23 protein-coding genes and 1 tRNA gene are annotated in these 23,875 nt (G+C 34.6%); 10 read left to right on the forward strand and 14 right to left on the reverse strand.

The window, feature by feature from the left end; translation table 11 throughout:
• Window positions 1-6: 6 nt before the first annotated feature.
• The 9 genes from OGZ34_RS22210 (at window position 7) to OGZ34_RS22250 (ending at window position 9,421) form a co-directional block, all read left to right on the forward strand.
• Window positions 7-495, forward strand: coding sequence for a hypothetical protein (locus OGZ34_RS22210; RefSeq protein ID WP_263361779.1), 489 nt, complete (start codon window positions 7-9; stop codon window positions 493-495).
• A 165-nt stretch (window positions 496-660) separates the two neighbouring features.
• Complete coding sequence (locus OGZ34_RS22215) at window positions 661-2,817, forward strand: prolyl oligopeptidase family serine peptidase (RefSeq protein WP_263361780.1); 2,157 nt, start codon at window positions 661-663, stop codon at window positions 2,815-2,817.
• A gap of 197 nt (window positions 2,818-3,014) precedes the next feature.
• Window positions 3,015-3,515, forward strand: a complete 501-nt coding sequence (locus OGZ34_RS22220) for an RNA polymerase sigma factor (protein ID WP_140505632.1) — start codon at window positions 3,015-3,017, stop codon at window positions 3,513-3,515.
• 2 nt (window positions 3,516-3,517) lie between these two features.
• Window positions 3,518-4,474 carry a hypothetical protein gene (locus OGZ34_RS22225; RefSeq protein WP_263361781.1) on the forward strand — a complete coding sequence of 319 codons (957 nt, stop codon included), beginning with the start codon at window positions 3,518-3,520 and terminating at the stop codon, window positions 4,472-4,474.
• Window positions 4,475-4,566: 92 nt separating this feature from the next.
• Entirely contained in the window at window positions 4,567-6,732 is a 2,166-nt protein-coding gene (locus OGZ34_RS22230) for a YfbK domain-containing protein (RefSeq protein ID WP_263361782.1), read from the forward strand.
• Window positions 6,733-6,925: 193 nt separating this feature from the next.
• Window positions 6,926-7,249 (forward strand): Plug domain-containing protein, encoded by a 324-nt coding sequence (locus tag OGZ34_RS22235; protein WP_263361783.1) that lies wholly within the window; start codon window positions 6,926-6,928, stop codon window positions 7,247-7,249.
• A 142-nt stretch (window positions 7,250-7,391) separates the two neighbouring features.
• Entirely contained in the window at window positions 7,392-7,970 is a 579-nt protein-coding gene (locus tag OGZ34_RS22240; RefSeq protein WP_396193441.1) for an LURP-one-related/scramblase family protein, read from the forward strand.
• Between the two features lie 111 nt (window positions 7,971-8,081).
• Window positions 8,082-8,798 carry a 3-ketoacyl-ACP reductase gene (locus tag OGZ34_RS22245; RefSeq protein ID WP_263361784.1) on the forward strand — a complete coding sequence of 239 codons (717 nt, stop codon included), beginning with the start codon at window positions 8,082-8,084 and terminating at the stop codon, window positions 8,796-8,798.
• 113 nt (window positions 8,799-8,911) lie between these two features.
• The gene (locus OGZ34_RS22250) at window positions 8,912-9,421 is read left to right on the forward strand and encodes a hypothetical protein (protein WP_263363153.1); all 510 of its coding nucleotides are present in this window, start codon (window positions 8,912-8,914) and stop codon (window positions 9,419-9,421) included.
• Between the two features lie 262 nt (window positions 9,422-9,683).
• Here the strand turns inward: OGZ34_RS22250 and mtaB are convergent, their stop codons facing one another.
• On the reverse strand, window positions 9,684-11,018 hold the full coding sequence (gene mtaB / locus OGZ34_RS22255) for a tRNA (N(6)-L-threonylcarbamoyladenosine(37)-C(2))-methylthiotransferase MtaB (RefSeq protein ID WP_173966170.1): 1,335 nt from the start codon (window positions 11,016-11,018) through the stop codon (window positions 9,684-9,686).
• A 502-nt stretch (window positions 11,019-11,520) separates the two neighbouring features.
• On the opposite strand from mtaB, the gene OGZ34_RS22260 reads away from it, so the two are divergent.
• Complete coding sequence (locus OGZ34_RS22260; RefSeq protein WP_173966171.1) at window positions 11,521-12,036, forward strand: hypothetical protein; 516 nt, start codon at window positions 11,521-11,523, stop codon at window positions 12,034-12,036.
• 110 nt (window positions 12,037-12,146) lie between these two features.
• On the opposite strand, the gene OGZ34_RS22265 is transcribed toward OGZ34_RS22260, so the two are convergent.
• The 13 genes from OGZ34_RS22265 to OGZ34_RS22325 all read right to left on the reverse strand — a co-directional run bounded on the left by OGZ34_RS22265 (window position 12,147) and on the right by OGZ34_RS22325 (window position 23,847).
• The gene (locus tag OGZ34_RS22265; protein WP_263361785.1) at window positions 12,147-12,674 is read right to left on the reverse strand and encodes a GNAT family N-acetyltransferase; all 528 of its coding nucleotides are present in this window, start codon (window positions 12,672-12,674) and stop codon (window positions 12,147-12,149) included.
• A gap of 5 nt (window positions 12,675-12,679) precedes the next feature.
• Window positions 12,680-13,483: a Cof-type HAD-IIB family hydrolase gene (locus tag OGZ34_RS22270; protein ID WP_173966173.1), complete on the reverse strand. Its 804-nt coding sequence runs from the start codon at window positions 13,481-13,483 to the stop codon at window positions 12,680-12,682.
• Between the two features lie 175 nt (window positions 13,484-13,658).
• A complete protein-coding gene (locus OGZ34_RS22275; protein WP_173966174.1) occupies window positions 13,659-13,877 on the reverse strand; it encodes a putative signal transducing protein in 219 nt (72 codons plus the stop codon).
• A 29-nt stretch (window positions 13,878-13,906) separates the two neighbouring features.
• Window positions 13,907-14,692 (reverse strand): alpha/beta hydrolase, encoded by a 786-nt coding sequence (locus OGZ34_RS22280; protein ID WP_263361786.1) that lies wholly within the window; start codon window positions 14,690-14,692, stop codon window positions 13,907-13,909.
• A gap of 53 nt (window positions 14,693-14,745) precedes the next feature.
• The gene (locus tag OGZ34_RS22285; protein WP_263361787.1) at window positions 14,746-15,399 is read right to left on the reverse strand and encodes a DEAD/DEAH box helicase; all 654 of its coding nucleotides are present in this window, start codon (window positions 15,397-15,399) and stop codon (window positions 14,746-14,748) included.
• A gap of 117 nt (window positions 15,400-15,516) precedes the next feature.
• Complete coding sequence (locus tag OGZ34_RS22290; RefSeq protein WP_173966177.1) at window positions 15,517-16,680, reverse strand: sigma-54-dependent transcriptional regulator; 1,164 nt, start codon at window positions 16,678-16,680, stop codon at window positions 15,517-15,519.
• 110 nt (window positions 16,681-16,790) lie between these two features.
• Entirely contained in the window at window positions 16,791-18,107 is a 1,317-nt protein-coding gene (locus OGZ34_RS22295; protein ID WP_173966178.1) for an ABC transporter permease, read from the reverse strand.
• A 77-nt stretch (window positions 18,108-18,184) separates the two neighbouring features.
• A complete protein-coding gene (locus OGZ34_RS22300) occupies window positions 18,185-19,114 on the reverse strand; it encodes an ABC transporter ATP-binding protein (RefSeq protein WP_173966179.1) in 930 nt (309 codons plus the stop codon).
• Window positions 19,115-19,282: 168 nt separating this feature from the next.
• The gene (dnaJ, locus tag OGZ34_RS22305) at window positions 19,283-20,395 is read right to left on the reverse strand and encodes a molecular chaperone DnaJ (RefSeq protein WP_263361788.1); all 1,113 of its coding nucleotides are present in this window, start codon (window positions 20,393-20,395) and stop codon (window positions 19,283-19,285) included.
• Between the two features lie 108 nt (window positions 20,396-20,503).
• Window positions 20,504-21,082 (reverse strand): nucleotide exchange factor GrpE, encoded by a 579-nt coding sequence (locus tag OGZ34_RS22310; protein WP_173966181.1) that lies wholly within the window; start codon window positions 21,080-21,082, stop codon window positions 20,504-20,506.
• Between the two features lie 365 nt (window positions 21,083-21,447).
• Window positions 21,448-21,518 (reverse strand) — tRNA-Trp (locus tag OGZ34_RS22315).
• A gap of 163 nt (window positions 21,519-21,681) precedes the next feature.
• A complete protein-coding gene (gene hisS / locus OGZ34_RS22320) occupies window positions 21,682-23,109 on the reverse strand; it encodes a histidine--tRNA ligase (RefSeq protein WP_173966182.1) in 1,428 nt (475 codons plus the stop codon).
• Between the two features lie 189 nt (window positions 23,110-23,298).
• Complete coding sequence (locus tag OGZ34_RS22325; RefSeq protein ID WP_263361789.1) at window positions 23,299-23,847, reverse strand: GyrI-like domain-containing protein; 549 nt, start codon at window positions 23,845-23,847, stop codon at window positions 23,299-23,301.
• Between the last annotated feature and the right edge of the window lie 28 nt (window positions 23,848-23,875).

The raw sequence follows: 23,875 nt of genomic DNA on the forward strand, positions 1-23,875 counted from the left end.
ATTTCCATGAAAAAAATAATTATTTCGCTATTAATCGTGTTTATAATTTTGACTGGCGGCTATCTACTTTATGACTTTAAAGCAACTAAAATAAAAAAAGAATATTACAAGACTTTATCGCCTAAAGATTTTAGCCCAAAATCTTTTATTCTTTTTTTTAAAGAGAAATACAATAAGACCCCTCTAAATAGCGTAACAATGAGTGGTGAGTTTCCTGATAATTGGGTAAAACCAAATGATGTAGCCTATCTACTCTCCATTATAAGATCTAAAGAAAAATGTTGCGGATATACAAACGTATTCTCTTCTACTCTATCTGACGACCATGGTGAGATTGGTGGTTTTGCTATAATTTTTCTTAACTCTTATATCTCAAATACTAAAATTAATCTAGGTTTAAATTGCAATCCTAAAGTAGATGAGGAGTCGGTTGTAAAAATTGAAAAATGGTTTAAAAAGACGACCTACTTTAAAAACAATTCATCTTTTAAATAATATGAAAAGTAACTCAATGACATTAAAAAGGGACTTTTCATATTGATATATTTCTTTTTACGCTTAAAATTAAACTTTACTTTGTGAGGATAATGACACAGAAGTTCTCGAAACGAAGATTTATAAATTAACTTTACCCAACAAACTATAAACTACCACAAAAAAATGATCCGGAAAACCACTTTAGCTCTTCTAATTTTTATTACAAGTCAGGCCACACAAGCCCAATATAAATATCCTACGACTCCTGAACGTCCTGTTGTAGATGATTATTTTGGAACAAAAATCACAGATTCATACAGATGGCTTGAAGACATGAACAATCCTGAAGTTCAAAAATGGTTCAAAGACGAATCGGACTATACCAACTCTATTGTGAAAACAATTTCTGGACGCGATGTTCTTTTTAATAGAATGAAAGAGATTCAGGCTTTGGGTGGAGATCAATACGGATCTATTATACAGGTTGGTGATATTTTCTACTATACAAAAAATAAAAAGCAAGAAAACATATACAAGTTGTATTTCCGTAAAAACAGAAATGGAGCTGAAGTTTTATTGTTAGATCCTAATACAATTACTAAAGGTGCCACTATCACCAATTTTAATATTAGTCCTGATAACAAAAAACTAGCTGTAACCATATCTGAAGGCGGTGCAGAAGTTTGCGACCTAAAAATTATGGATCTCGAATCGAAAAAATTCCTTTCAGATAAACTTACTCCTGTTTGGAGCGAATTTCCTTTTGAATTTACTCCGGACAGTAAAGCCATAACATATACACAAATGGCTACGAGAGATAATACAAGTGACATTTTTTTGAAGAATATGAAAGCTTTTTTACATGTTATTGGCACTGATCCAAAAACAGATAAAATATTGGCTTCAAAAGAAAACAATCCTGAATTAGAAATTCTAGCTGCACAATTTCCTTATGTTAAATTTCCTGATGATTATTCATATATCATTTTAGATATTGGATCTACAAAAAATGAAGAATTTTCTTTTTATGCGCCATTTTCAGAACTAGGAAAATCAAAAATTAATTGGAAACCATTAGTGAAATATGAAGATGATATAACGGATAGTCAAATTATTGGTGATAAACTTTTTTTCCTTACTCATAAAAATGCTCCTAATTATAAACTGGCATATACAAGTCTAAAAAATCCAGATTTTAATAATCCAACGATTCTTGTTCCAGAAAATGATAAAGTTATACGAAGACTAAGAAAGTCTAAAAACTTCATTTACTATAATTTGAGCGACGGAATCAATCAGGAAACTTTCCAAATTAATGCCAAAACTTTAGAAATCAAAAAAATTCCACTTCCAGCGGGCTCTAATTCAGCATTTCCATTAAGTCCACGTCAAAACGATAACATGATGCTTTTTAACAATGGCTGGGTTACTCCTTCTACTGATTATGATTATGATGCCCAAACTGGAAAATTAGGAAAAAGTAAAGAATTAACCGCTAATGGTTCTTTTCCTGACTTTAGCAAAAATTATGTTGTAAAAGAAGTAGAAGTTCCAAGTCACGATGGAGTAATGGTGCCTTTATCTATAATTTATCCTAAAAACATTAAAATTGACGGTTCTACACCTTGTTATATTACAGGATACGGCGCTTATGGGATTAGTCAATATCCATATTTTGTAGGATCTAGCGTAATGACTTTATTAGAACAAAATACTATTGTGGCTTTTGCGCATCCTCGTGGAGGAGGTGAAAAAGGCAATAAATGGCATGCTGACGGAATGAAAGCTAAAAAGTCAAATACTTGGAAAGATTTTATTGCTTGTTCAGAATATTTGATAAAAGAAAAATATACTTCTAAAGAAAAACTTATTGGAAATGGAGTAAGCATGGGAGGTATATTGATTGGAAGAGCAATTACAGAACGTCCTGATCTTTATAAAGTAGCTCTTGTTGAAGTAGGTTGTACCAATGCAATCAGAATGGAAACTTCTCCAAATGGGGCAAATCAAATTCCAGAGATCGGAACTTTAAAAAATGAAGAGGATGTAAAATATATTTTAGAAATGGATTCGCAAAGCAAAGTGAAAAAAGGCGAAAAATATCCAGCTACTTTCATACGCACAGGAATTAATGATCCTAGAGTTGCGCCATGGGAGCCAGGCAAATTTGCTGCAATATTGCAAAATTATAATAGCTCCGAAAATCCCATTTTATTACACGTTAACTATGCCAACGGTCACCATTCAAGTGACTTAGATGTTACTTACGGTGATGAAGCAGACATGTGGGCATTTGCATTGTGGCAGGTTGGAAATACTAAGTTTCAGCTTAAAAAGTAAAATCTCGAATATAGTTTAATAAAATCTGTAGATGCACTAATTTACTTCTACAGATTTTTTTTTGTTTTCACTACAAAGCAAAATTGATTATTTTTATTTTTTTTTACACCCCTCCCAACCTTTTTATCTTTTAAGCCCTCTTTAGTATAAAGACAACAATTGTGATAAACGAAACTCTCATATCCAACTGCAAAAAAATGAACCGCGATGCTCAGCGTCAGGTTTATGAGCATATGGCTCCAAAACTGTATCGCGTTTGCAAACGATACCTTAAGAAGGAAGAAGAAATTGAAGAAGCTATGGCTGACGCTTTCTATACCATATTTACAAAGTTGGAACAACTGAAAGAAGTTTTGGCTTTTGAGGCATGGGCCCGAAAAATTACGGTCAACCATTGTTTGGCAACCATCAAGAAAAACACCAATTTCAATATGTACCTTGATGATGTCAAATTGCTTTCGCAACCTTTTACCGAAGAAGTGAACGCATTGGAAGAAGAAGATTTACTGAATTTACTAAACCATATTCCCGACGGCTGTAAAACTGTTTTCAACCTTTTTGTTATTGAAGGTTTCGGACATAAAGAAATAGCCGCTATGCTGAACATTTCTGAAGGCACATCGAAATCACAATTGAATGCCGCTAAAACCAAACTAAAGGAGTTAGTCAATAAATTGTATTACCAAAAAGCAAAATAGTCATGGACAATCAAGATAAAGTATTCGATAAATTTAAAGAGGCCGCACAGAACTCGGAAACTAAAGATTTCCCGGGAATGGAAAAAGTCTGGTCGCGCCTTGAAGATAAACTGGACAAAAAAGAGGATAAAAAAACCATTTCGTTATGGAAAAAAATTGCCATCGCAGCCTCTCTTTTATTGCTCATTTCTTTAGGAGCCCAATTTTTAAAATCAGATAAAACAACTCCACTATCAACCCCAAAAGTTGTAGTTAACGAAACAGAGCAGCCCGCTTTGGAAAAAGAGAACGCAATTGTTTCTTCAGATTCTATAATAGTTCCGAAAGCAGAAGCGGTAAAAATTTTAGACCAGCAAATCAAACAACAGCAAAAAGTAGCATTACAGGAAATACAATCTTCTCCCAACAATGCTGTAATCACAGAAGTCGCTCCACCAGCCGTTGCAGATCAAATTGCTGCTCCGGTAGCTGTACAATCCGAATCTTATAAAAATAAAGAAGAGGAAAGCAGCGTCACAAAAGACAAAGCCGTTGCCACTTATGGATACGCCGGATCAATGCAGCGAGAGTCAGCTAAAATGGCTTATGCAGAAAAGCAGGCAACAATGGCCAGAAAAAGCGCTCCTCTAATTGTTTTGAACGGAAATCCAATCTCGCACAAAGACGATGCCAAAAGGGATCAAATGATGCAGACAGAACTTCCGAATTTACAGCCTGAAAATGTGGATTCTCTTGTCGTACTGGATGCTCCATTGTACATTATTGACGGAATTTACTATTCTGAAAGCGACTTATTTGGTCAGAACCCAACCAGTCCGTATGCTCCTTTAAACAAACAGGAGATCAAAACAATTACCGTTCTTCAGGATCTTGAAGCCACCTCAAAGTATGGCGAAAAAGGAAAAAAAGGAGTGGTAATCATTACAACCCGAAAAGGAAAACCTGCAGCAAAAGACTAACGGCAAAACTCCAATTTAATTTCAAAAAATCTTTGTCAGGGCTTTAAGCTCTGACCCCGCTCAACCCGATTATTCATCTAAAAATTACTACCATGAAAAACGTAAAACTTATTTCATTAGCCCTATCTATGCTTATATGTTTCGTAGCATCGGCACAGGAGAAAATCATTACAGGAATAGTTACCGACAAAGCCAACATACCGCTTCCGGGAGTAACTATAGTGATTAAAAATACCAAAAACACAACTCAAACCGATTTTGATGGTCGTTATTCCATTAAGGCTCAAAAAGGCGACATTTTGATCTTTAGTTACATTGGATTCAGCTCTCAAACTCAAACTGTGGATGATAAAAATGTGATTAATGTTAAACTAAGTATTGATCAGGAATCGCTTAAAGAGGTAGTAATCGTAGGTTATGGATCTTCAAACGCCGACTACCAAAGCTCAAATTACAGCCGTCGTGACAAGAAAATGGCTGCTAAGACTATTACCTCAACACTTCAGGGAAGAGTTGCCGGACCACAAATCACTCGCAATTACGTTCAGCCGTCTCCCAATCAAAACATAATTATAAGAGGAACTGCATCTATTTCTTCTAAAAATGAACCTTTGTATATAATCGATGGTGTTCCTGTGAAATCTGATCAATTCTCAAAAATCAATCCGAATGATGTGGAAGAAGTAAAAGTTATAAAAGAAGCAGAAGCTACTTCACTTTATGGAAGCAGAGCCTCAAACGGAGTTGTTATTGTTGCTACAAAGAACGGCATTTACAAAAACCTTACAGAGAAAGAATTAAATACCAAACTGAAAAAAATAACTGCTCCGCAACCGGTAGAACCTAATGACGAAGACTACAATACTTTTGTAGAAAACGCCTTTGAGAGCCCAAAAACAGCACCTCTTTCTACGTTTTCCATCGATGTTGATAATGCTTCGTATACCAATGTAAGACGTTTTATCAATAATGGACAAACGGTTCCCAAAGATGCTGTTCGTGTGGAAGAAATGGTGAATTTCTTTAAATATAATTATCCACAACCTAAGGATCAAAATCCTTTCTCTATTCATACAGAGCTTAGCGATTCTCCATGGAATGCGAAAAACAAAGTGCTTAAAATTGGTTTACAAGGCAAAAATATTCCAACAGAGAATTTGCCTGCCTCCAATCTCGTTTTCTTAATTGATGTTTCAGGATCAATGAGCGACCTAAATAAATTGCCTTTGTTAAAGCAATCATTAAAAATACTGGTAAATGAGTTACGACCGAAAGACAAAGTTGCCATGGTCGTTTATGCCGGTGCAGCAGGACTGGTTTTACCTCCAACTTCAGGTGACGAAAAGAAAATTATTATTGAGGCTCTTGAAAAATTAAATGCCGGAGGAAGCACTGCCGGAGGTGCCGGAATTGAACTGGCTTACAAAATCGCAGCAGAAAATTTTATCAAAGACGGAAACAATAGAGTGATTCTGGCCACCGACGGAGATTTTAATGTAGGAAACACTTCTAATTCAGACATGGAAAAACTAATCGAAGACAAAAGAAAAACCGGTGTTTTCCTTACTTGTCTGGGCTACGGAATGGGAAATTATAAAGACAGTAAAATGGAAATTCTGGCCGATAAAGGAAATGGAAATTATGCCTATATTGATAATATTCAGGAAGCAAATCGTTTTTTGGGAAAAGAATTCAAAGGTTCTATGTTTGCCATTGCCAAAGATGTAAAAATTCAAATCGAATTCAATCCTAAACAAGTTCAGGCCTATCGTTTAATTGGATACGAAAACAGAAAGTTACGTCCGGAAGATTTTAAGAATGATGCTATTGACGCTGGAGAATTGGGAAGTAATCACACTGTTACGGCTTTGTATGAAATTATTCCTGCAGGAGTGAAAAGTGACTTTTTAGCACAACAAGCGGACGACTTGAAGTATACAAAAGTAGAAGAAGTCGGAGCAAACTACAACAATGAACTTGCAACTATAAAATTCCGTTACAAAAAACCTGATGGTAACAAAAGTATAGAACTGGTACAGGTAATCGAAAACAAAACCGTTGCTTTAGAAAAAGCTTCTGATGATTTTAAATTCAGTTCTTCGGTAGCCTGGTTCGGATTAAAACTAAGAGATTCAAAACTCATTTCGGATAAATCTCCGGATGCCATTTTGAAATTAGCCAAGCAAGGACTGTCTAATGATACCGAAGGATATAAAGCAGAATTTATTCGTTTGATTGAAGCTGCAAAATTCAATTAAATCCTGATCCTATTTTTTTTAAAGAACCTTAAAAAACATCATTGTCATTCCTCTCTGATTGGAATGACAATGATTCTATCAATTTGACGTGAATACTTGCTTTAAATGTTTAACCCTCTTTATTAATAAAGTTCGTCGATCTTTTGTCTAAAAACTTTGAAAAAAATAAATGGCAATGCTTATTTAAAATTTAATGATGAAAAATATAAAACTTATTTCATTGGCTTTCTATATATCTTTCTGTTTTACAACACATGCACAAGAGAAAACCATTTCTACTATAGAGCCAGTAAATACCAATAATCGGATCATAATATGTGCACCATCAAAAAAATCTCTTCTCAATGCACCTTTGGTAATTATTGACGGAGTTATAATAAATTCGGAACAATTTTCTAAAGTAAATCCAAATGATATCAAAGAGATAAAAATTGTAAAAGAAACTGAAGCAACTTCACTCTATGGAAATAGAGGAATAAATGGCGCTATAATTATTACAACAAAAGAAAATAATTAAAGATTTAATGATGCGGATTTTATTTTAACAGGGGCTTATTAACAAAATTATTTTTACATTTGATCTTCTTTAAAGAAAATTCAAACTACAATCTTTAAAGGATTATTTACAAATCAATTTCATACTTCATTTAAGCCCCCCTATCTTAAATCAGAATTTATTTCTTGTAAAAGAACATGTTGGCATGTTTAAAGCAGCAAACAACTATGATATTTACAATCCCGAAAACAATCAGATCATCCTGAATTGCAGAGAAAATAATCTGGGATTTTTTACCAAAGTATTTCGTTTTACCGATTACAAAAGAATGACTCCTTTTAATATTGAAATTACAACGGCTTCAGGCGAGAAAGTAATTACAGTTAAACGTGGTATTGCCTGGCTCAGATCAACTGTTGAAGTTTTTGACGAGAAAGACAGACTGATAGGAACGTTTAAGCAAAAATTCTTTTCTTTTGGTGGCAGATTTGAGATTTTAGACAAGAATGAAAAACCGGTTGCTACGCTTCAGGGAAAATGGACAGGCTGGGATTTTAAGTTTACACATGAAAATAAACAACTGGCGCAAGTAAGTAAAAAATGGGCCGGGATGGGAAAAGAACTCTTCACCAGCGCTGATAATTATATCCTTCAAATTGAAGAAACTGTAGCTGCTGACAGCTCGCAAAGACAACTAATCATGGCAGCAGTAATGTGTATCGACATGGTTTTGAAAGAATAAAAAAGTTGTTAAACTTAGATTAAGAAAACACTTAAAAGCATCATTTAGGAAGCAAAAGCCTTATTTTTGTTGTACTAAAATGATGCTTTTGGCATTTCTAACATTACAATCATGACAGACTTAAAAAATAAAAATGCTTTAATTACAGGAGCAGGAAAAGGAATAGGAAAAGCAATTGCTCTTGCACTTGCAAAAGAAGGAGTTAATGTAATTTTAGTTTCAAGGACACTGGCCGATGTGGAGCAACTGGCAATTGAAACCAATAATTTGGGTGTAAAATCTCTGGCTTTATCTGCTGATGTTTCTGACATAAATTCTATAAATAATGCTGTAGAAAAAGCCTTAGCCGAATTTACACATATTGATATTCTGATCAACAATGCAGGTACTGGTAAATTTGGTAATTTTCTGGAACTGGAACCGGAAGAATGGGAAAATATTATCAAAGTAAACCTAATGGGGACTTATTATACAACCCGTGCTGTTGTTCCAAACATGATTGAAAGAAAAACAGGTGAGATTATCAATATTTCTTCAACGGCCGGATTAAACGGAAATGCTTTAACAAGTGCCTACAGTGCCTCTAAATTTGCTGTTTTGGGACTAACAGATTCTTTAATGCACGAAATGAGAAAACATAATATTCGGGTTACTGCCTTAACACCAAGTACTGTAGCAACTGATTTAGCTATTGACTTAAAATTAACCGACGGAAATCCGGAAAAAGTAATGCAGGCCGAAGATGTAGCCGAATTGATTATTGCACAATTGAAATTAAACCGTCGCGTTTTCATTAAAAACAGCAGCATCTGGTCTACTAATCCTTAAAAAAATAAATTCCAATACTTAAATCCCAAATTCCAATTTTTGACATTTTTATAAAATTTCAACTCGTTTTGGAATTTGGGATTTCAGTATTGTGATTTCAAAAAAAATATATGATGGAACAATATTTAAGACAATTAATTGCCATAGAATTTACAGATAAGAAAGAACTTTTTACAGGATTTCTTATTGACTATTCAGATGAATGGATTTTATTGCGAAACAATCCCGTAGATTTTATTCTGGATGGTTTTGTAGTGCTCAAAAATAAAAACATCGAAGCCATTCACAGGGATCAGGATCTGGCATTTACAGAAAAAATAATCCGTTTAAAAGGGCTAAAAACAAATGCCGAAGATATCATTCCAATAAGAGATTTGACTTCCATTATAAATTTTATTACCAACAAGTATGGTATTTTCCAGATTTCTAAAAAATCAGCAAAATCGGCTTATTTAGGAAAATTAATCGAATTGACGGATGAAGAACTTACCATCGATTTCTTGGACACAAAAGGTCAGTTTGGCGGAGAATTAAGCTTTAATCCGCAAAAAATAAGAGTGATTGAATTTGATACCGATTATATCAATTCGCTGAAATTGGTCGTTCCGGAAAATCAGAATTAATTATTTTAAAAACAGAAAAACCCTTTTTACAAAGGGTTTTTCTGTTTTTCTGTGATTTCGACTCGAGGAGAAATCACACCAGTAATTCCGTTCCTAAATTCGCCGATCTTTGTTGAGTTTCTCGTGTGATTTCTCCTCACCCCGAAATAACAAGATTGGAGTTACTTAGTCTAGAACTCTACTCTTTGTCGAATTTCTAATGTGATTTACTTCGTCTGTTCACTATCGCCCGATTCTCGTTTCTTGAAATGGCAAACTAGATTTAAGCCTCTGCCAGTTTATTCAAAAACTCGAGACGAACACTTCCGTCTTCGTCAATTTTAGTCAGGTTTATTTCTTGTAAGGTATTGACCAATTCTGGATTCCAGGGTGTTTTTACTTTTACATAATTCTCTGTAAAACCATGAATATATCCTTCTTTATTTTCGCTTTCGAACAAAACAGTTCTGTTAGATCCTAACTGACTTTCATAAAAAGCACGGCGTTTTTTAACCGATAATCCGCGTAACATTTTACTGCGTTTCGCTCTTACATTTGCCGGAACAATTCCTGGCATGTTTGCAGCTTCTGTGTTATCTCTTTCCGAATAAGTGAATACGTGTAAATACGAAATATCCATTTCGTTAAGAAAATGATAGGTTTCTAAAAAGTGCTCATCTGTTTCACCCGGAAAACCAACAATAACATCGACACCTATACAAGCATGAGGCATTACTTCACGAATTTTATTTACACGTTCAGTATAAACTTCACGCAAATAACGGCGTTTCATCAATTTCAAAATATCATTACTTCCGGATTGCAACGGGATATGAAAATGCGGTACAAAAGTTCGACTTGTTGAAACAAATTCAATCGTTTCATTTTTCAACAAATTGGGCTCGATAGATGAAATTCGCAAACGCTCAATTCCGTCAACCTTATCCAAAGCCTGAACCAGTTCAAGAAAGGTATGCTCGTGTTTTTTATTTCCAAACTCCCCTTTCCCGTAATCACCAATATTAACTCCGGTTAAAACAATTTCTTTAATATTCTGAGCCGAGATTTCCTTCGCATTTTGCAATACATTTTCCAAAGCATCACTTCTCGAAATTCCTCTTGCTAACGGAATGGTACAATAGGTACATTTATAATCACAACCGTCCTGAACTTTCAGGAAAGCACGGGTACGATCTCCAATAGAATAACTTCCCACATAAAAATCAGCTTCGGCAATTTCACAGGAGTGTACTTCACCCATGTCATTCTTGCTCAAATCGTGAATATAATCGGTAATCTTAAATTTTTCTGTTGCTCCCAAAACCAAATCAACTCCATCCACAGACGCTAATTCCTCCGGTTTTAACTGGGCATAACAGCCTACTGCCGCTACGAAAGCTTTTTCATTAAGCTTCATTGCTTTTTTTACCACCTGCTTAAACTGTTTATCGGCATTCTCTGTAACAGAACAGGTATTGATGACATAGATATCTGCTATTTCCTCAAAATCAACACGATCAAAACCTTCGTCGTTAAAGTTTCGGGCAATAGTTGAAGTCTCTGAAAAATTCAGTTTACAACCAAGTGTATAAAAGGCAACTTTTTTTCTATTTTCCATAGGAATAAACTACGTTTTAAGTAGTAAGATATTATATTTACATCTCTTTTGAAGAGTTTGCAAATTTACGTACAATATTCTTTAAAATAAAATCAATAATACACTATATATCAATATTTTGCAACAAACCTCTATTTTAATTCATTTTAAAAAACTACAAATCAAACAAAATAAAGGTTTAAAAAAAGTGTCTCTAAAAAAGTAAAACAACAAATCGATAGGAATAAATTGACAAACAAATCGATTAAACGCAAATAATATCGATTAAGTACAATTTTACACCCATTAAATTGAAATTTTCTTACATTTAGCTTTGTTTGAATTGTTTTTAGAAGTACTTTCACTTCTCCAAAAAATAGTGAGCGAAAGTTGTATTATTTAAATCATAAATAGCACGTAACAATTTTGATTTTCCATCGTTATGTTGTTGTTTTGTTACAGTAAAAAATGGGAAGGCCGAAAACCAGAAAGAGTAGGCAAAAATTAAAAATTAAAACTCCATATGAAAGCATTTTTACCCACAATCTGCTTGATGTTCTTAACCCTTTTTAGCGCCCAGGCACAAACTGCTCCAGCTGCTAATCCATTTCCATCTATCAGCACATTGACAACCTGGGCGAGCTTAAACTCTCAAACTCAATTTGATATTGCAATTCGTGCGGTTGGATTTAAATTTGAAGTAAAAGAACCGGGTGAAGGCTCAACAGCTTACACTTATATCCGTAAAGTAACTGTAAACGAAGTAAACTATACTGACAGAATTGTTTACAGGATTACAAACAATAATTCAGCAAGTATCATTTCGTTGGTAACCGCTTCTACTGATTTAGTAAGCTTATACACGCCACAATTGTCAACTTTTAAAAACAACAATTGCAAGACCGAAATGTCTAAAGACAAAAATACAACCTGTACTTGTTACGAAAGTGCCAATTTTGCAATCGATCTTTGTGACGAACGTGTAAAACTGACAATGGGTGATGGAAATAAGTATTTTGTTTCTGTAGCTAAAAAATAATATTTAATACTTTAGTTTAGGTATTAAGAACTTCGAGTTGTTTTCCAAATCTTTGCAAATCTTAAATGAGTTGAGTTTGCAAAGATTTGGAACACATTTCTTAGGATTACTTACAAGTTTGGATTTTTTAATTCATACCAGACTTCCAACTCTCCTTCATATTCGAAAGAATTGACATAGCAAAAACCTAGTTTTTCTAATATTCTTCTTGAGTCTTTATTTCCTTCATCAGCATAAGCATAAAGAGCTTCTACTTTTATGACATTAAAAGCATAATTAACAAATGCTATTCCGGCTTCGGTAGCATAACCTTTCCCCCAATGTTTTTCGATGAAACGATATCCAATTTCATAAAAATCTTTATGGTTATTAATTTCCGTGGTAATAAACTTTATTCCGGACCAACCCAAAAACTCATTGGTTTCTTTTGAAATTACTGCCCAACGGCCTATTCCAAAAGCTTCATATTGTCCCTGAATATGTTTTATCATATCTACACTTTCCTGAATTTCTTTCACGGGTTTATTTCCCACAAAAAGATGCACGTTTGGATTAGAATCTAATTCAAACATTCCATCAGTATCCGAAAGAAGTAATTCTCTTAAAAGTAGTCGTTCAGTTTCAATTGGGTCTTTCATAGACTTTAATTTAAAATATATCGTTGCACTACCTCAGCTACGCCATCATTATTATTGGAAGCCACGATTAAATCTGCCTTATCTCTTAATTCCGGCGTTACATTATCTACCCAAACACCAAGTCCTGCATATTCGATCATGGTCAAATCATTTCCAGCATTTCCAACGGCAATAATCTCACTCTGGTGAATGTTCAACTTTTCGGCTAGAAGTTTTAAGCTGGCTGCTTTATCAATTCCATTCTGTGCTGCTTCCAGAAAAAAAGGTTTTGACATCGCAACACTCAAATGTGGCATTGTTGCTTTTAAATCACTTTCGACTTCTTTCAGATAAGAAGGCTCCTCCAGCAGTATACATTTTACTGCAGCTTCAGTCACAGCTTCTTTAAAACTATATACTTTATTGTGTGGTAATCCGGTAATTTCTTTTTCAACTTCAATGTATTCCGAATCGGTTTCACTTATAATCTCACCGTTCAGATAAGTGATGATGTGAGTATTCTTTTTTACGCTGTAGTCATACAATTCATGAATTTGCTCCACCGTTAACTTTTGTTCAAACAAAATCACATCATCTTTAACCGTACTTATGATTGCACCATTGAACGAAATGATATAGGAATTATACAAATCTAACTCTAACTCCTTAGCATAAGCAGTCATTGCTGATGTAGGCCTACCGGAAGCCAAAACGACGTATACGCCTTTTGCTTGTGCTTCCAGAAGTACTTTTTTATTAAGGTCTGAAATTTTATGATCGTCTGTCAACAGGGTATCATCCATGTCAAGCACTAACATTTTATATTGCATATTTTTTATTTTCAGCTGCCTGTTATTAGTGTGCAGTCGCAGTGCTCAGTCGCAGTCACAGTACTCAGTCTCAGTACTCAGTCTCAGTACTCAGTCTCAGTCTCAGTACTCAGTCACAGTTTACATCTCACATTTCACACTTCACATCTCACACTTCACAAAACAACTACAATTATTAAAGACTCATTCTAAACTCTTCGATAATCGGATTAGCTTTTGCAAAATCGGTTTCCTGAATAAATACCTCTACTGCCAAATCTGAACCGCCATAACCAGCCATACGAGCCGATTGAATGTTATCTTTCTTTACTGTTTCCAATCCTGCCTCTTCCAATCTTTCCTGTAAAGCAATTGCTAACACTTCACTACCTGAATACACTTTCATTAATCCCATGACATCTTACTTTTATTGTTATTTATTTTTTACTCTAATATTCTTTTTAATTGATTTTGAAAATCACTGTTTTCATTCATACCAATATGCCCTTGCCCTTTTAGCAGATAAAGATGCCCATTGGATTTTATCATTTTACTCAATCGAACCGAATTTTCATAGGGGATTAAACGATCTTCCATTCCGTGAAAAATATAAATCTGTGTCTTAATTTCTGGCAAATATTCATAGGTTTCAAAGCGGAATTTCTTCATGAAATTCGGAAAAAACGGTACTTTACTACTTGATAATTCTGTAAAACTATAATAAGGCGATTGCAGAATCAATGCTTTTGGTTTATTCTTAGAAGCCAAAATAGCAGCTAGTCCGGAACCTATTGAATAGCCCGCGATAATAATATTGCTTTCAGAATATCTTTTAGATAATGTTTTATATGCAGCAGATACGTCTTTGTTTAATTGCTCTTCATCATTAATTTCGCCTTCACTCTTACCGAAACTTCTGTAATCTAATATGAAGATATCATATCCCAATCTGGTATAGATTTTTGCAATTTTTCCCCAAGTTTCAAGTGTCCCCGCATTTCCATGGAGATAAAAAACTAAACCTTTTGAATTCTCAGCCTTAAATAATAATCCATTCAATTCTACTCCATCAAAAGACTTAATGTTTAGCTCCTCAAATTTTTGCTGATAATTGAATTGATAATCTTTAGGAAGCTGCGCCCTCTGGAATACCATTTCAGTCTGATTGAAATATACGTAAGAAACGATCAAAACATAAATTACAATAAAAAAAACTAAAAGTGTAATCATTAAAAATTTAAATGTTTTGAAAATCTCCATATAAAATCCATTATTTCACAAATTTATTCTTCTTCAATATCCTCCTCATCCTCAAGTTCCTCTTCATCTTCCATATCAAACACATAAGGCTCCAGCAACATTTTATCTGCTAAAATTTCGATGCGTTCTGTTAAGGTTTCTGCAAAAATAATACGTTGTGTTTTGGTAATACTGTTTGAAATACGCATAATCTTAGTTTCGTGACGTAATTTCAAAATAGGATCAGCATCATCCAGGATAAACATTTTCAATCGATTTACATTGTAGCCCGCCGTTGTAAACATATCGCTCAATTTGTTTGGCGTTCCAATCAGAACATCAATTCCGGTAGAGATATAGTTTTTATCGTAATCCATATCACCTTTGTCGTGTACTCCGTAAACTTCAAGGTTGGTATATTTTCCGTATTTTTCAAAAAGCGCTTCCATTTCTAACACTTTGGCCTTGTCCTCTACAAAAATCAACGCACGTGGCGATTCTTCTGTCTGACCTGCCAATTGCTGAATGACATTCAATACAATTGTTGTAGATTTTCCGCTCCCTGCCGGAGAAAGAATGATACAATCTGCCCCACTTTTAATAGTCGAAAAAGTTTCCTGCTGCAAAACATTTGCCTCTGTTAAACCGTTTTCAATTAGAGCCTCTTGTAACTTCTCGTTTATTTTTTTTAGTTTCATTTTTTTTATGCTTTACGCTTTAAGCCTTAAGCCTTAAGCCAAAATTCATTTTATTTCTTATGCTTACACCAGCAAAAAGCCTAAAGCCTAAAGCTTATAGCCTAAAGCCTATTGCCCTTACTTGCTTGCAAACATTTTAACATCGGTTTCAGAAATTTCATTTCCTCCCAAAATAATTAATCTTTCAACTACATTTCGTAGTTCACGAATATTTCCTGTCCAATCGTACTCCTGCAATAATTTGATCGCCTGTGGCGAAAACACTTTTACCGAATTTCCTTGTTCTGAAGCAATTTTCTCTGTAAAATGCGTAATCAATGCCGGAATATCATCGCGTCTTTCATTCAATGGCGGCACTTTAATTAAAATTACAGCCAGACGGTGGTACAAATCTTCACGGAAACGACCTTCGGCAATTTCAGTCTTTAAATCTTTATTTGTTGCCGCTACAACGCGCACATCAACTTTGATATCTTTCTCTGCTCCCACTCTGGTAATCATACTCTCCTGTAGCGCCCGTAACACTTTGGCTTGCGCCGAAAGACTCATATCTCCAATTTCATCTAAGAAAATAGTTCCTTTGTCAGCAGCTTCAAACTTTCCGGCACGATCTTTCACCGCCGATGTAAAAGCTCCTTTTACGTGACCGAACAATTCACTTTCGATCAATTCACTCGGAATTGCAGCACAGTTTACTTCTATTAATGGAAAATTAGAACGCTCACTTTTTTCATGCAATTGGTGCGCTACCAATTCTTTTCCAGTTCCGTTTGGACCTGTAATCAAAACTCTCGCTTCGGTTTGAGCAACTTTATCAATCATTAACTTGATATGACTGATTGCTTCGCTTTCTCCTACCATTTCGTAGTTTTTACTTACCTTTTTCTTTAGGATTTTATTTTCAACCACGAGTTGTTTTTTATCTAAAGCATTACGAACCGTGTTCAGTAATCGGTTTAAATCAGGTGGTTTCGAAATATAATCAAATGCTCCCAAACGCATCGTATGAATCGCGGTTTCCATATCGCCATGACCAGAGATCATCACCATCGGAATTTCCGGTTTGATTTTTTTTACTTCTTCTAAAACCTCAACTCCGTCCAATTTTGGCATTTTGATGTCACACAAAACCAAATCGTAATCATTGTTTTTTATTTTCTCAAGACCCGCCGCACCATCTTCAGCTTCATCTACCTTATAAGTATCATTTTCTTCAGATAAAATTTTCACCAAAACTCTTCTAATGGATGCTTCGTCTTCTATAATTAGTATTTTACTCATTCTTTTTGAGGTTCTTAGGTTCTGAGTTACTAAGGTTCTAAGTTCTTCTTTTCTGCCTAAACTAAAAGCTTAGCAACTCAGAACCTTAGTATCTTAGCAACTTAAAAAAATTAATATTTAAGCCATTTATACAATTCTTTCCAGGTTGGTTTTTTGCCGTACATCAAAATCCCTATTCGGTAAATTTTGGCAGCGAACCATACTACAAGAAAAAAGGTAGCAAACAATAATGATACCGAAATTGCAATTTGCCACCACGGCACTCCAAACGGAAGTCGCATTAACATTACAATTGGCGAGGTCAACGGAATCATAGAAAACACAACCGCAATGGTTCCGTGAGGATCATTGACCACTGTAAAGAAACCTATATAAACACTTAAAATAAGCGGCATTAAAATAGGTAATAGAAATTGCTGCGAATCGGTTTGATTGTCAACTGCTGCACCAATGGCTGCATAAAAAGAGCTATATAAAAAGTATCCTCCGATGAAATAAACCACAAAACCAATGATAATACTGGCAATAGGCAAATTCCATAATTCACTAATATACATTTTAGCTGTCCCCGACATTTCATGCTGAGCAGATTGCATTAATTCAGGTGAAATTCTGGCCGTTGGACCAACATTAACACCAAAAAAGGCCGAAGCCGCAAACATCAATCCCAGACCAATGATCGCCCAGATAATAAACTGAAGCAATCCCGCAAGAGAAGTTCCCACGATTTTACCAATCATCAGCTGAAAAGGTTTTACTGAGGAAATAATAATTTCGATGATTCTATTTGTTTTTTCTTCGATCACACTACGCATCACCATATTTCCGTAAATGATAATAAACATCATGATCAGATAACCAAAAGCACCACCTATTCCAATTTTTATTTCATTCAGTCCTTTTAAGCTTTCCTCTCCGGATGCTTTTACTAAATGAATATTAACCTCTGACTGTGCTTTTTGAATGGCCACTGTATCCAGTTTTGCCGTTTCAAGATTTACTTTGGTAATTTTTGATGCAATAACACGCTGTGTTCTTTCGATAAAAGAAATACTCGGACTGTTATTCGAAATAAACTCGATTTTACTTTCTAAATCAGCTAAATTATTGGTTTTTGGAATTACAATTAAACCATCAAAGCTTTCATTAGTAATACTATCTTTTAGTGCTTTTGTATCAATCTCAGATACATTGAGGTATTTAAACTCGGCCTCTTCTTTATTCTGTTTTACAAAATCCTGGGCAAACAAACCCGTTTCGTCATGGATTGCGATTCTTTTCGTCTCTGCTTTCATTGAACTCAGATAACCAATAAAACCTGCAATTGCCACAAATAACAACGGACTCAAAAACGTCATGACAACAAAAGACTTATTGCGCACTTTTGCAATAAATTCTCTTTTTATAATTAATGAAATGATGCTCATAAATATTTTAATTTTCAAATTCCAAATTCCAATTTTGATTACTCTAACATTGGAATTTGGAACTTAATTTTTGAAGTTTAATTTTTGTTTTCGGTAACTGTTTGAATAAAAATATCGTTTACGCTTGGTATTTTCTCTACAAAATGAGTAACCTGTCCTCGTTGCGTCAACAGATGCAATAACTCGTTTGGCGTTGCATTTCCAATTTGAATGTCTAATTTCAAATCATCATTCAAGGATTTAAAATTTGCAGGCGAAACGGTAAATTTTTGCGTGATATCATACATCAGGCCTTCTACATTATCCGTCAGAATTCCCACTTCAAAACTATTGGTTCTAAATTGACGTTTTACATCACTCACCTTGCCTTCAATCAATTTGTTCGATTTATGAATTAAAGCGATATGATCGCAAAGTTCCTCTACACTTTCCATACGGTGTGTCGAAAAAATAATGGTAGCTCCCTGTTCTTTTAATGCCAGAATCTCATCTTTAATAACATTTGCATTTACAGGATCAAATCCGGAGAAAGGCTCATCAAAAATCAACAATTTAGGCTTGTGTAACACACAAACTACAAACTGAATTTTTTGGGCCATTCCTTTCGAAAGTTCCTGAATTTTCTTGTTCCACCAGCCCTGAATTCCCAGACGATCGAACCAGTATTCCAATTGTAATTTTGCCTCGGCTTTAGAGAGTCCTTTCATCTGTGCCAGATACAAACATTGTTCTCCAACTTTCATAGAAGTATACAACCCTCTTTCTTCGGGAAGATAACCAATATGCTGTACATGTTTGGGCTGCAATTTTTCTCCATCCAAAATTACTTCACCACTATCAGGCAGCGTAATTTGATTTATAATTCGGATCAGGGAAGTTTTTCCGGCTCCATTCGGACCTAATAGTCCATAAATACTACCTTTTGGTACATTTAATGAAACTTCGTTAAGCGCTACATAATCACCGTATTGTTTAACGACTTTATGTACTTCGAGTAAGTTGCTCATGCTATAATTAAGATTTTCTGCGTCAGTTTGACTATTGTGGCATTATGAGTGTAAAAGTAAATAAATAGTATCGAAATTTTGTACTATTCATACAAAAAACCCATTCTATGATTTACTATAGAATGGGTTTTAAAATTTACTATTACTCCATTTTAGAAAAAGTTCTGATTATGAAAACATATCTTTTACTTTTTCAAAAAATGATTTTTCTGATTTTTCAGGGTTCGGAATAAAGTGATCGTCGTTAAGGGCATTTTCAAAAAATTGCTTTTGCTCTTTATTCAACGTTTTTGGAGTCCATACATTTACATGAACTAACAAGTCTCCACTTCCATATCCATTGATGCTTGGAATACCTTTTCCTTTTAATCTTAAGATTTTTCCGGATTGAATTCCTTCTTCTAATTTGATACGAACTTTTCCATTGATTGCTTCGATGTCTTTAGAAACTCCTAAAACGGCTTCCGGGAAACTGATGTACAAATCATAATGAATGTTTTCACCTTCACGTTTCAGAAACTCATGCTCTAATTCTTCAATAGCAACAATTAAGTCTCCAGGAATACTATTTCCGGGAGCATCGTTTCCTTTATTAGAAACTTTCAACTGCATACCATCAACAACTCCTGCAGGAATTTTGATTGAAACGGTTTCGTCTTCTAAAATCATTCCCTGTGCATCAGCTTCAGATGGTCTTTTATCTAAAATCTGGCCAGACCCGCCACAAGCAGGACAAGTTGACGCAGATTGCATTCTTCCTAAAATAGTGTTGGTTACACGCATTACCTGTCCCTGACCGTTACAAGTCGAACACGTTTTGTAAGTAACTCCTTTTGCCTGAACTTTACGTTTTACTTTTACTTTTTTCTCAACACCATTTGCAATTTCTTCTAAAGTTAATTTTACTTTAATTCGAAGATTGCTTCCTTTAGCACGACGAGGGCCACCGCCTCCGCCTCCGCCGAAACCACCAAATCCTCCACCAAAAATATCACCAAACTGGCTGAAAATGTCATCCATATTCATACCACCGTGACCACCGCCAAATCCGCCAGAACCATCAAAAGCCTGATGTCCGTACTGATCGTATTTCGCTTTTTTGTTAGGATCGCTTAGTACTTCGTAAGCTTCTGCCGCTAATTTAAAGTTTTCTTCTGCCTCTTTGTCGCCCGGATTTTTGTCCGGATGATATTTCAATGCACTTTTTCTATAAGCTTTTTTAATTTCGGCAGCATCAGCATTTTTTGAAATGCCTAGTATTTCGTAAAAATCTTTTTTCATAATTTAGGTTAAATTGCTTCGCCAGTTCGCTAGCGCTTGTGTCCAAATTTAAAATTCCAAATTCCAATACTTTAAAAATTGACTTTCAGAATATGTCATTTGCTCTTTTTAGTTTCCGATAACAACTTTAGGGAAACGGATGATTTTGTCTCCTAATTTGTATCCTTTTTCAATAACATCAACAATTTTCCCTTTTAATTTCTCAGACGGAGCCGGAATTTGGGTAATTGCCTCTGCAAAATCAGCATTAAAAGCATCACCTGCTCTTACTTCAACTTGCTCTAAACCTTTAGAAACTAAAGTGTTTTTTAATTTTTCATGAATCAACTCAACTCCTTTTGTCAAGGTTTCATCTTCCGATTTGTTGATTTCTACTATAGCTCTGTCAAAATCATCTAAAACTGGTAACATAGCCAATAAAACATCCTGATTTGCAGTTTTAAACAAGTCGATACGCTCTTTTGAAGTTCTTTTTTTGTAATTTTCGAATTCGGCAAATAATCTCAAAAACTTATCTTTTTCTTTTGCCAAGTCTTGAGCCAATTGCTCTTCAACACTTAATTCTTCAACAATTAACTGCTCACCGTTGGCATTGTTCTCTAACGTTACATCATCTAATTCCTGATCGAATTCTGTATTTTCAGTAGTCATATTACTTTTATTTTTAAAAATATTCTTAAACTTCATTTTTTATTCTTTCTTTTGGATTGCAAAAGTACTGCCAAATCTTTCAAAATGTCAAATTGTCACTTTATTAAGACTGAGTCATTTAAAAAGCAAAAACAACCTTTTAAAATTTAGTATAATTTTAAGACTAACACGATATAGTTTATGGTATATTTGAAATTCAATTGAAAACTAAATTATTACCTAATCAAAATTGAATTTAAGGGTTGGCCTCGGCTTCATAAATAATTATTAATTCAAGTTTACCTTATATTAAAAAAAGCTTCGCCTATTTCAGACGAAGCTTTTTTTTATGCTTTTTACCTTTAACTAAATTCCTTGAAAGCTCCTGATAAATATTTAATAACGATTGTTATTTTTTATTGCACGGGCGGAGGGATTCGAACCCCCATCAACGGTTTTGGAGACCGCTATTCTACCCTTGAACTACGCCCGTAATTTAGAGCGGCAAATTAAAAGTATTTTTTCTTCCAAAACAATTATTTCACGCAGATTTAAGAAGTTTTTTTTTTAATCAACCTGCTAAAATCTGCCGAATCTGCGTGAAACAAAATCTTTACGAACCTAGCACAAATCCTTATGTTCTTAACAATTAAGCATTAACCCAACAAAGCATTCTTTAATCCGTCAAAATCAACCGTAACCTGATCACCTGTCACTAAATTTTTAAGCGCATACGAATTTGTAGCAATTTCCTGATCCCCCGCAATTACTGCAAACGGAATTAAACGCTTATCTGCATATTGAAACTGCTTCCCTACTTTCACATTGTCCGGATAAAGCTCTACTTTTATATTTTCCTGTCGTAATTTCTGAATGGCCTGCGACGCGTACAATGCCTCAGCATCTCCATAATTAATGAACAATGCTTTTGAAGTTGCCGAAACAGCTTTAGGAAACAATTGCAATTCTTCTAAAACGAGATAAATACGATCCAATCCAAAAGAAATTCCAACACCACTCATGTTCTTCAATCCAAAAATACCCGTCAAGTCGTCGTATCTTCCACCGCCTCCGATAGAACCCATCGAAACCGATTTTGGAGCTGCTACTTCAAAAATTGCTCCTGTATAATAATTTAATCCACGGGCAAGCGTCACATCCAAATCTAAAGTTGCCGTTGACAACCCTAAAGTTGCCACATTGTCACAAATAAATTTAAGCTCCTCAACCCCTTTCATTCCTTCTTCCGACGTTGCCAATAAATCTGAAAGCTGGTTGATTTTATCTGCGAAGGTTCCTGTAAAACTAAACAGAGGCTGCACTTTCACCAATGCTTCTTCAGAAATACCATTTTCGATCATTTCTTTTTTCACACCATCTTCCCCAATTTTATCCAATTTATCAAGCGCCACCGTAAAATCAATTAGCTTATCCGAAGCACCGATAACTTCAGCGATACCCGATAATATTTTTCTGTTATTGATTTTGATTGTAACACCTTCTAAACCTAAAGCTGTAAAAACAGTATCGTACAACTGCACCAATTCTACTTCCTGCCACAACGATTTTGAACCTACAACATCGGCATCACATTGAAAAAATTCTCTAAAACGTCCTTTTTGCGGACGATCAGCTCTCCACACCGGCTGAATCTGGTACCTTTTAAAAGGGAACTCAATTTCATTTTGGTGTTGCACCACATATCTCGCAAACGGAACTGTTAAATCATAACGCAATGCCTTTTCAGAGATTTGTTTTGTAAAAGAATTCAATTCGATTCTTTCTGCAATAGTAATTTTATCAGCAGAAGAAGCCTGAAGCTCCTCAATAGATTTTGGTAATTCTATTTTGCTTTTGTTATAGAAAAAATTACCTGAATTTAAAATTTTAAAAATCAAGCGATCGCCTTCTTCTCCATACTTCCCCATCAGAGTATCTGAATTTTCAAAGGAAGGGGTTTCGATCGGCTGAAAACCAAATTTCTCAAAATTATGTTTTATAACCTGAATAATATATTGACGTTTTGACACCTCTGCAGGCGAAAAATCTCTTGTTCCTTGTGGTATGCTTGGTTTTGAAGCCATTTTTTTAGATTATTAGATTTCTGGATTCTTCAATTCTTCGATTTCTTTTTTTGAAACCTTAAATTCTAAAACCCTTCTTATGGATTATTGTATTTTCAGAACTCATTTTTACGTAAATTCTTAACGACTGCAAATATCTTATTTTTTAAAATAAATTTTCAGTAAAAATCCATCAAAGATTAAAAATAGCTAATCTCGTATTGAAATATACGTTTCGACCTCAGCACTATTTCCATCATAATACTTTTTTCCATGAATAGTAAAGTCTGATTTGTAAGCCCTATTCAAACTTTTATCCTGCCACACTTCGAGCCAGGTATTAAAAACAGCTTCAGGCATTTTACCTTTTGAAATGTACTTTTGATACAAGCCAGTTTCAACTGTAATCCCAACGAAACCTTTAGGAATATCTTCTAATGTACTTACTTGCAAACCTATCACTAAAGTATAAAATCCATTAAAATCTGTTTCGTAATCCTTGTAAACAGCATAAATATCATCACTGACTTTATTTGGTATTTGTTTTTGAATTTCCTCACCCCAAAATCTTGTCCATAACGCCTCTATGTCTATGGCCGACTTTCCTTTTTCATTTATAGTTCTTGTTTCTATACCAATTACGTAAAATTTCTGAATAGTAGGATTCTCCATGGTTTTTGATTGTTTTTGTGATTGAGCTGTGAAGGACAAAAGTGTAAATGCAAGCAGCATTATACTTCGAATTCTGTTTGTTATCATCTTTCTTTATTTTAGTACACAACAAAAT

The organism is Flavobacterium collinsii (assembly GCF_946903285.1).
Lineage (GTDB): Bacteria > Bacteroidota > Bacteroidia > Flavobacteriales > Flavobacteriaceae > Flavobacterium > Flavobacterium collinsii.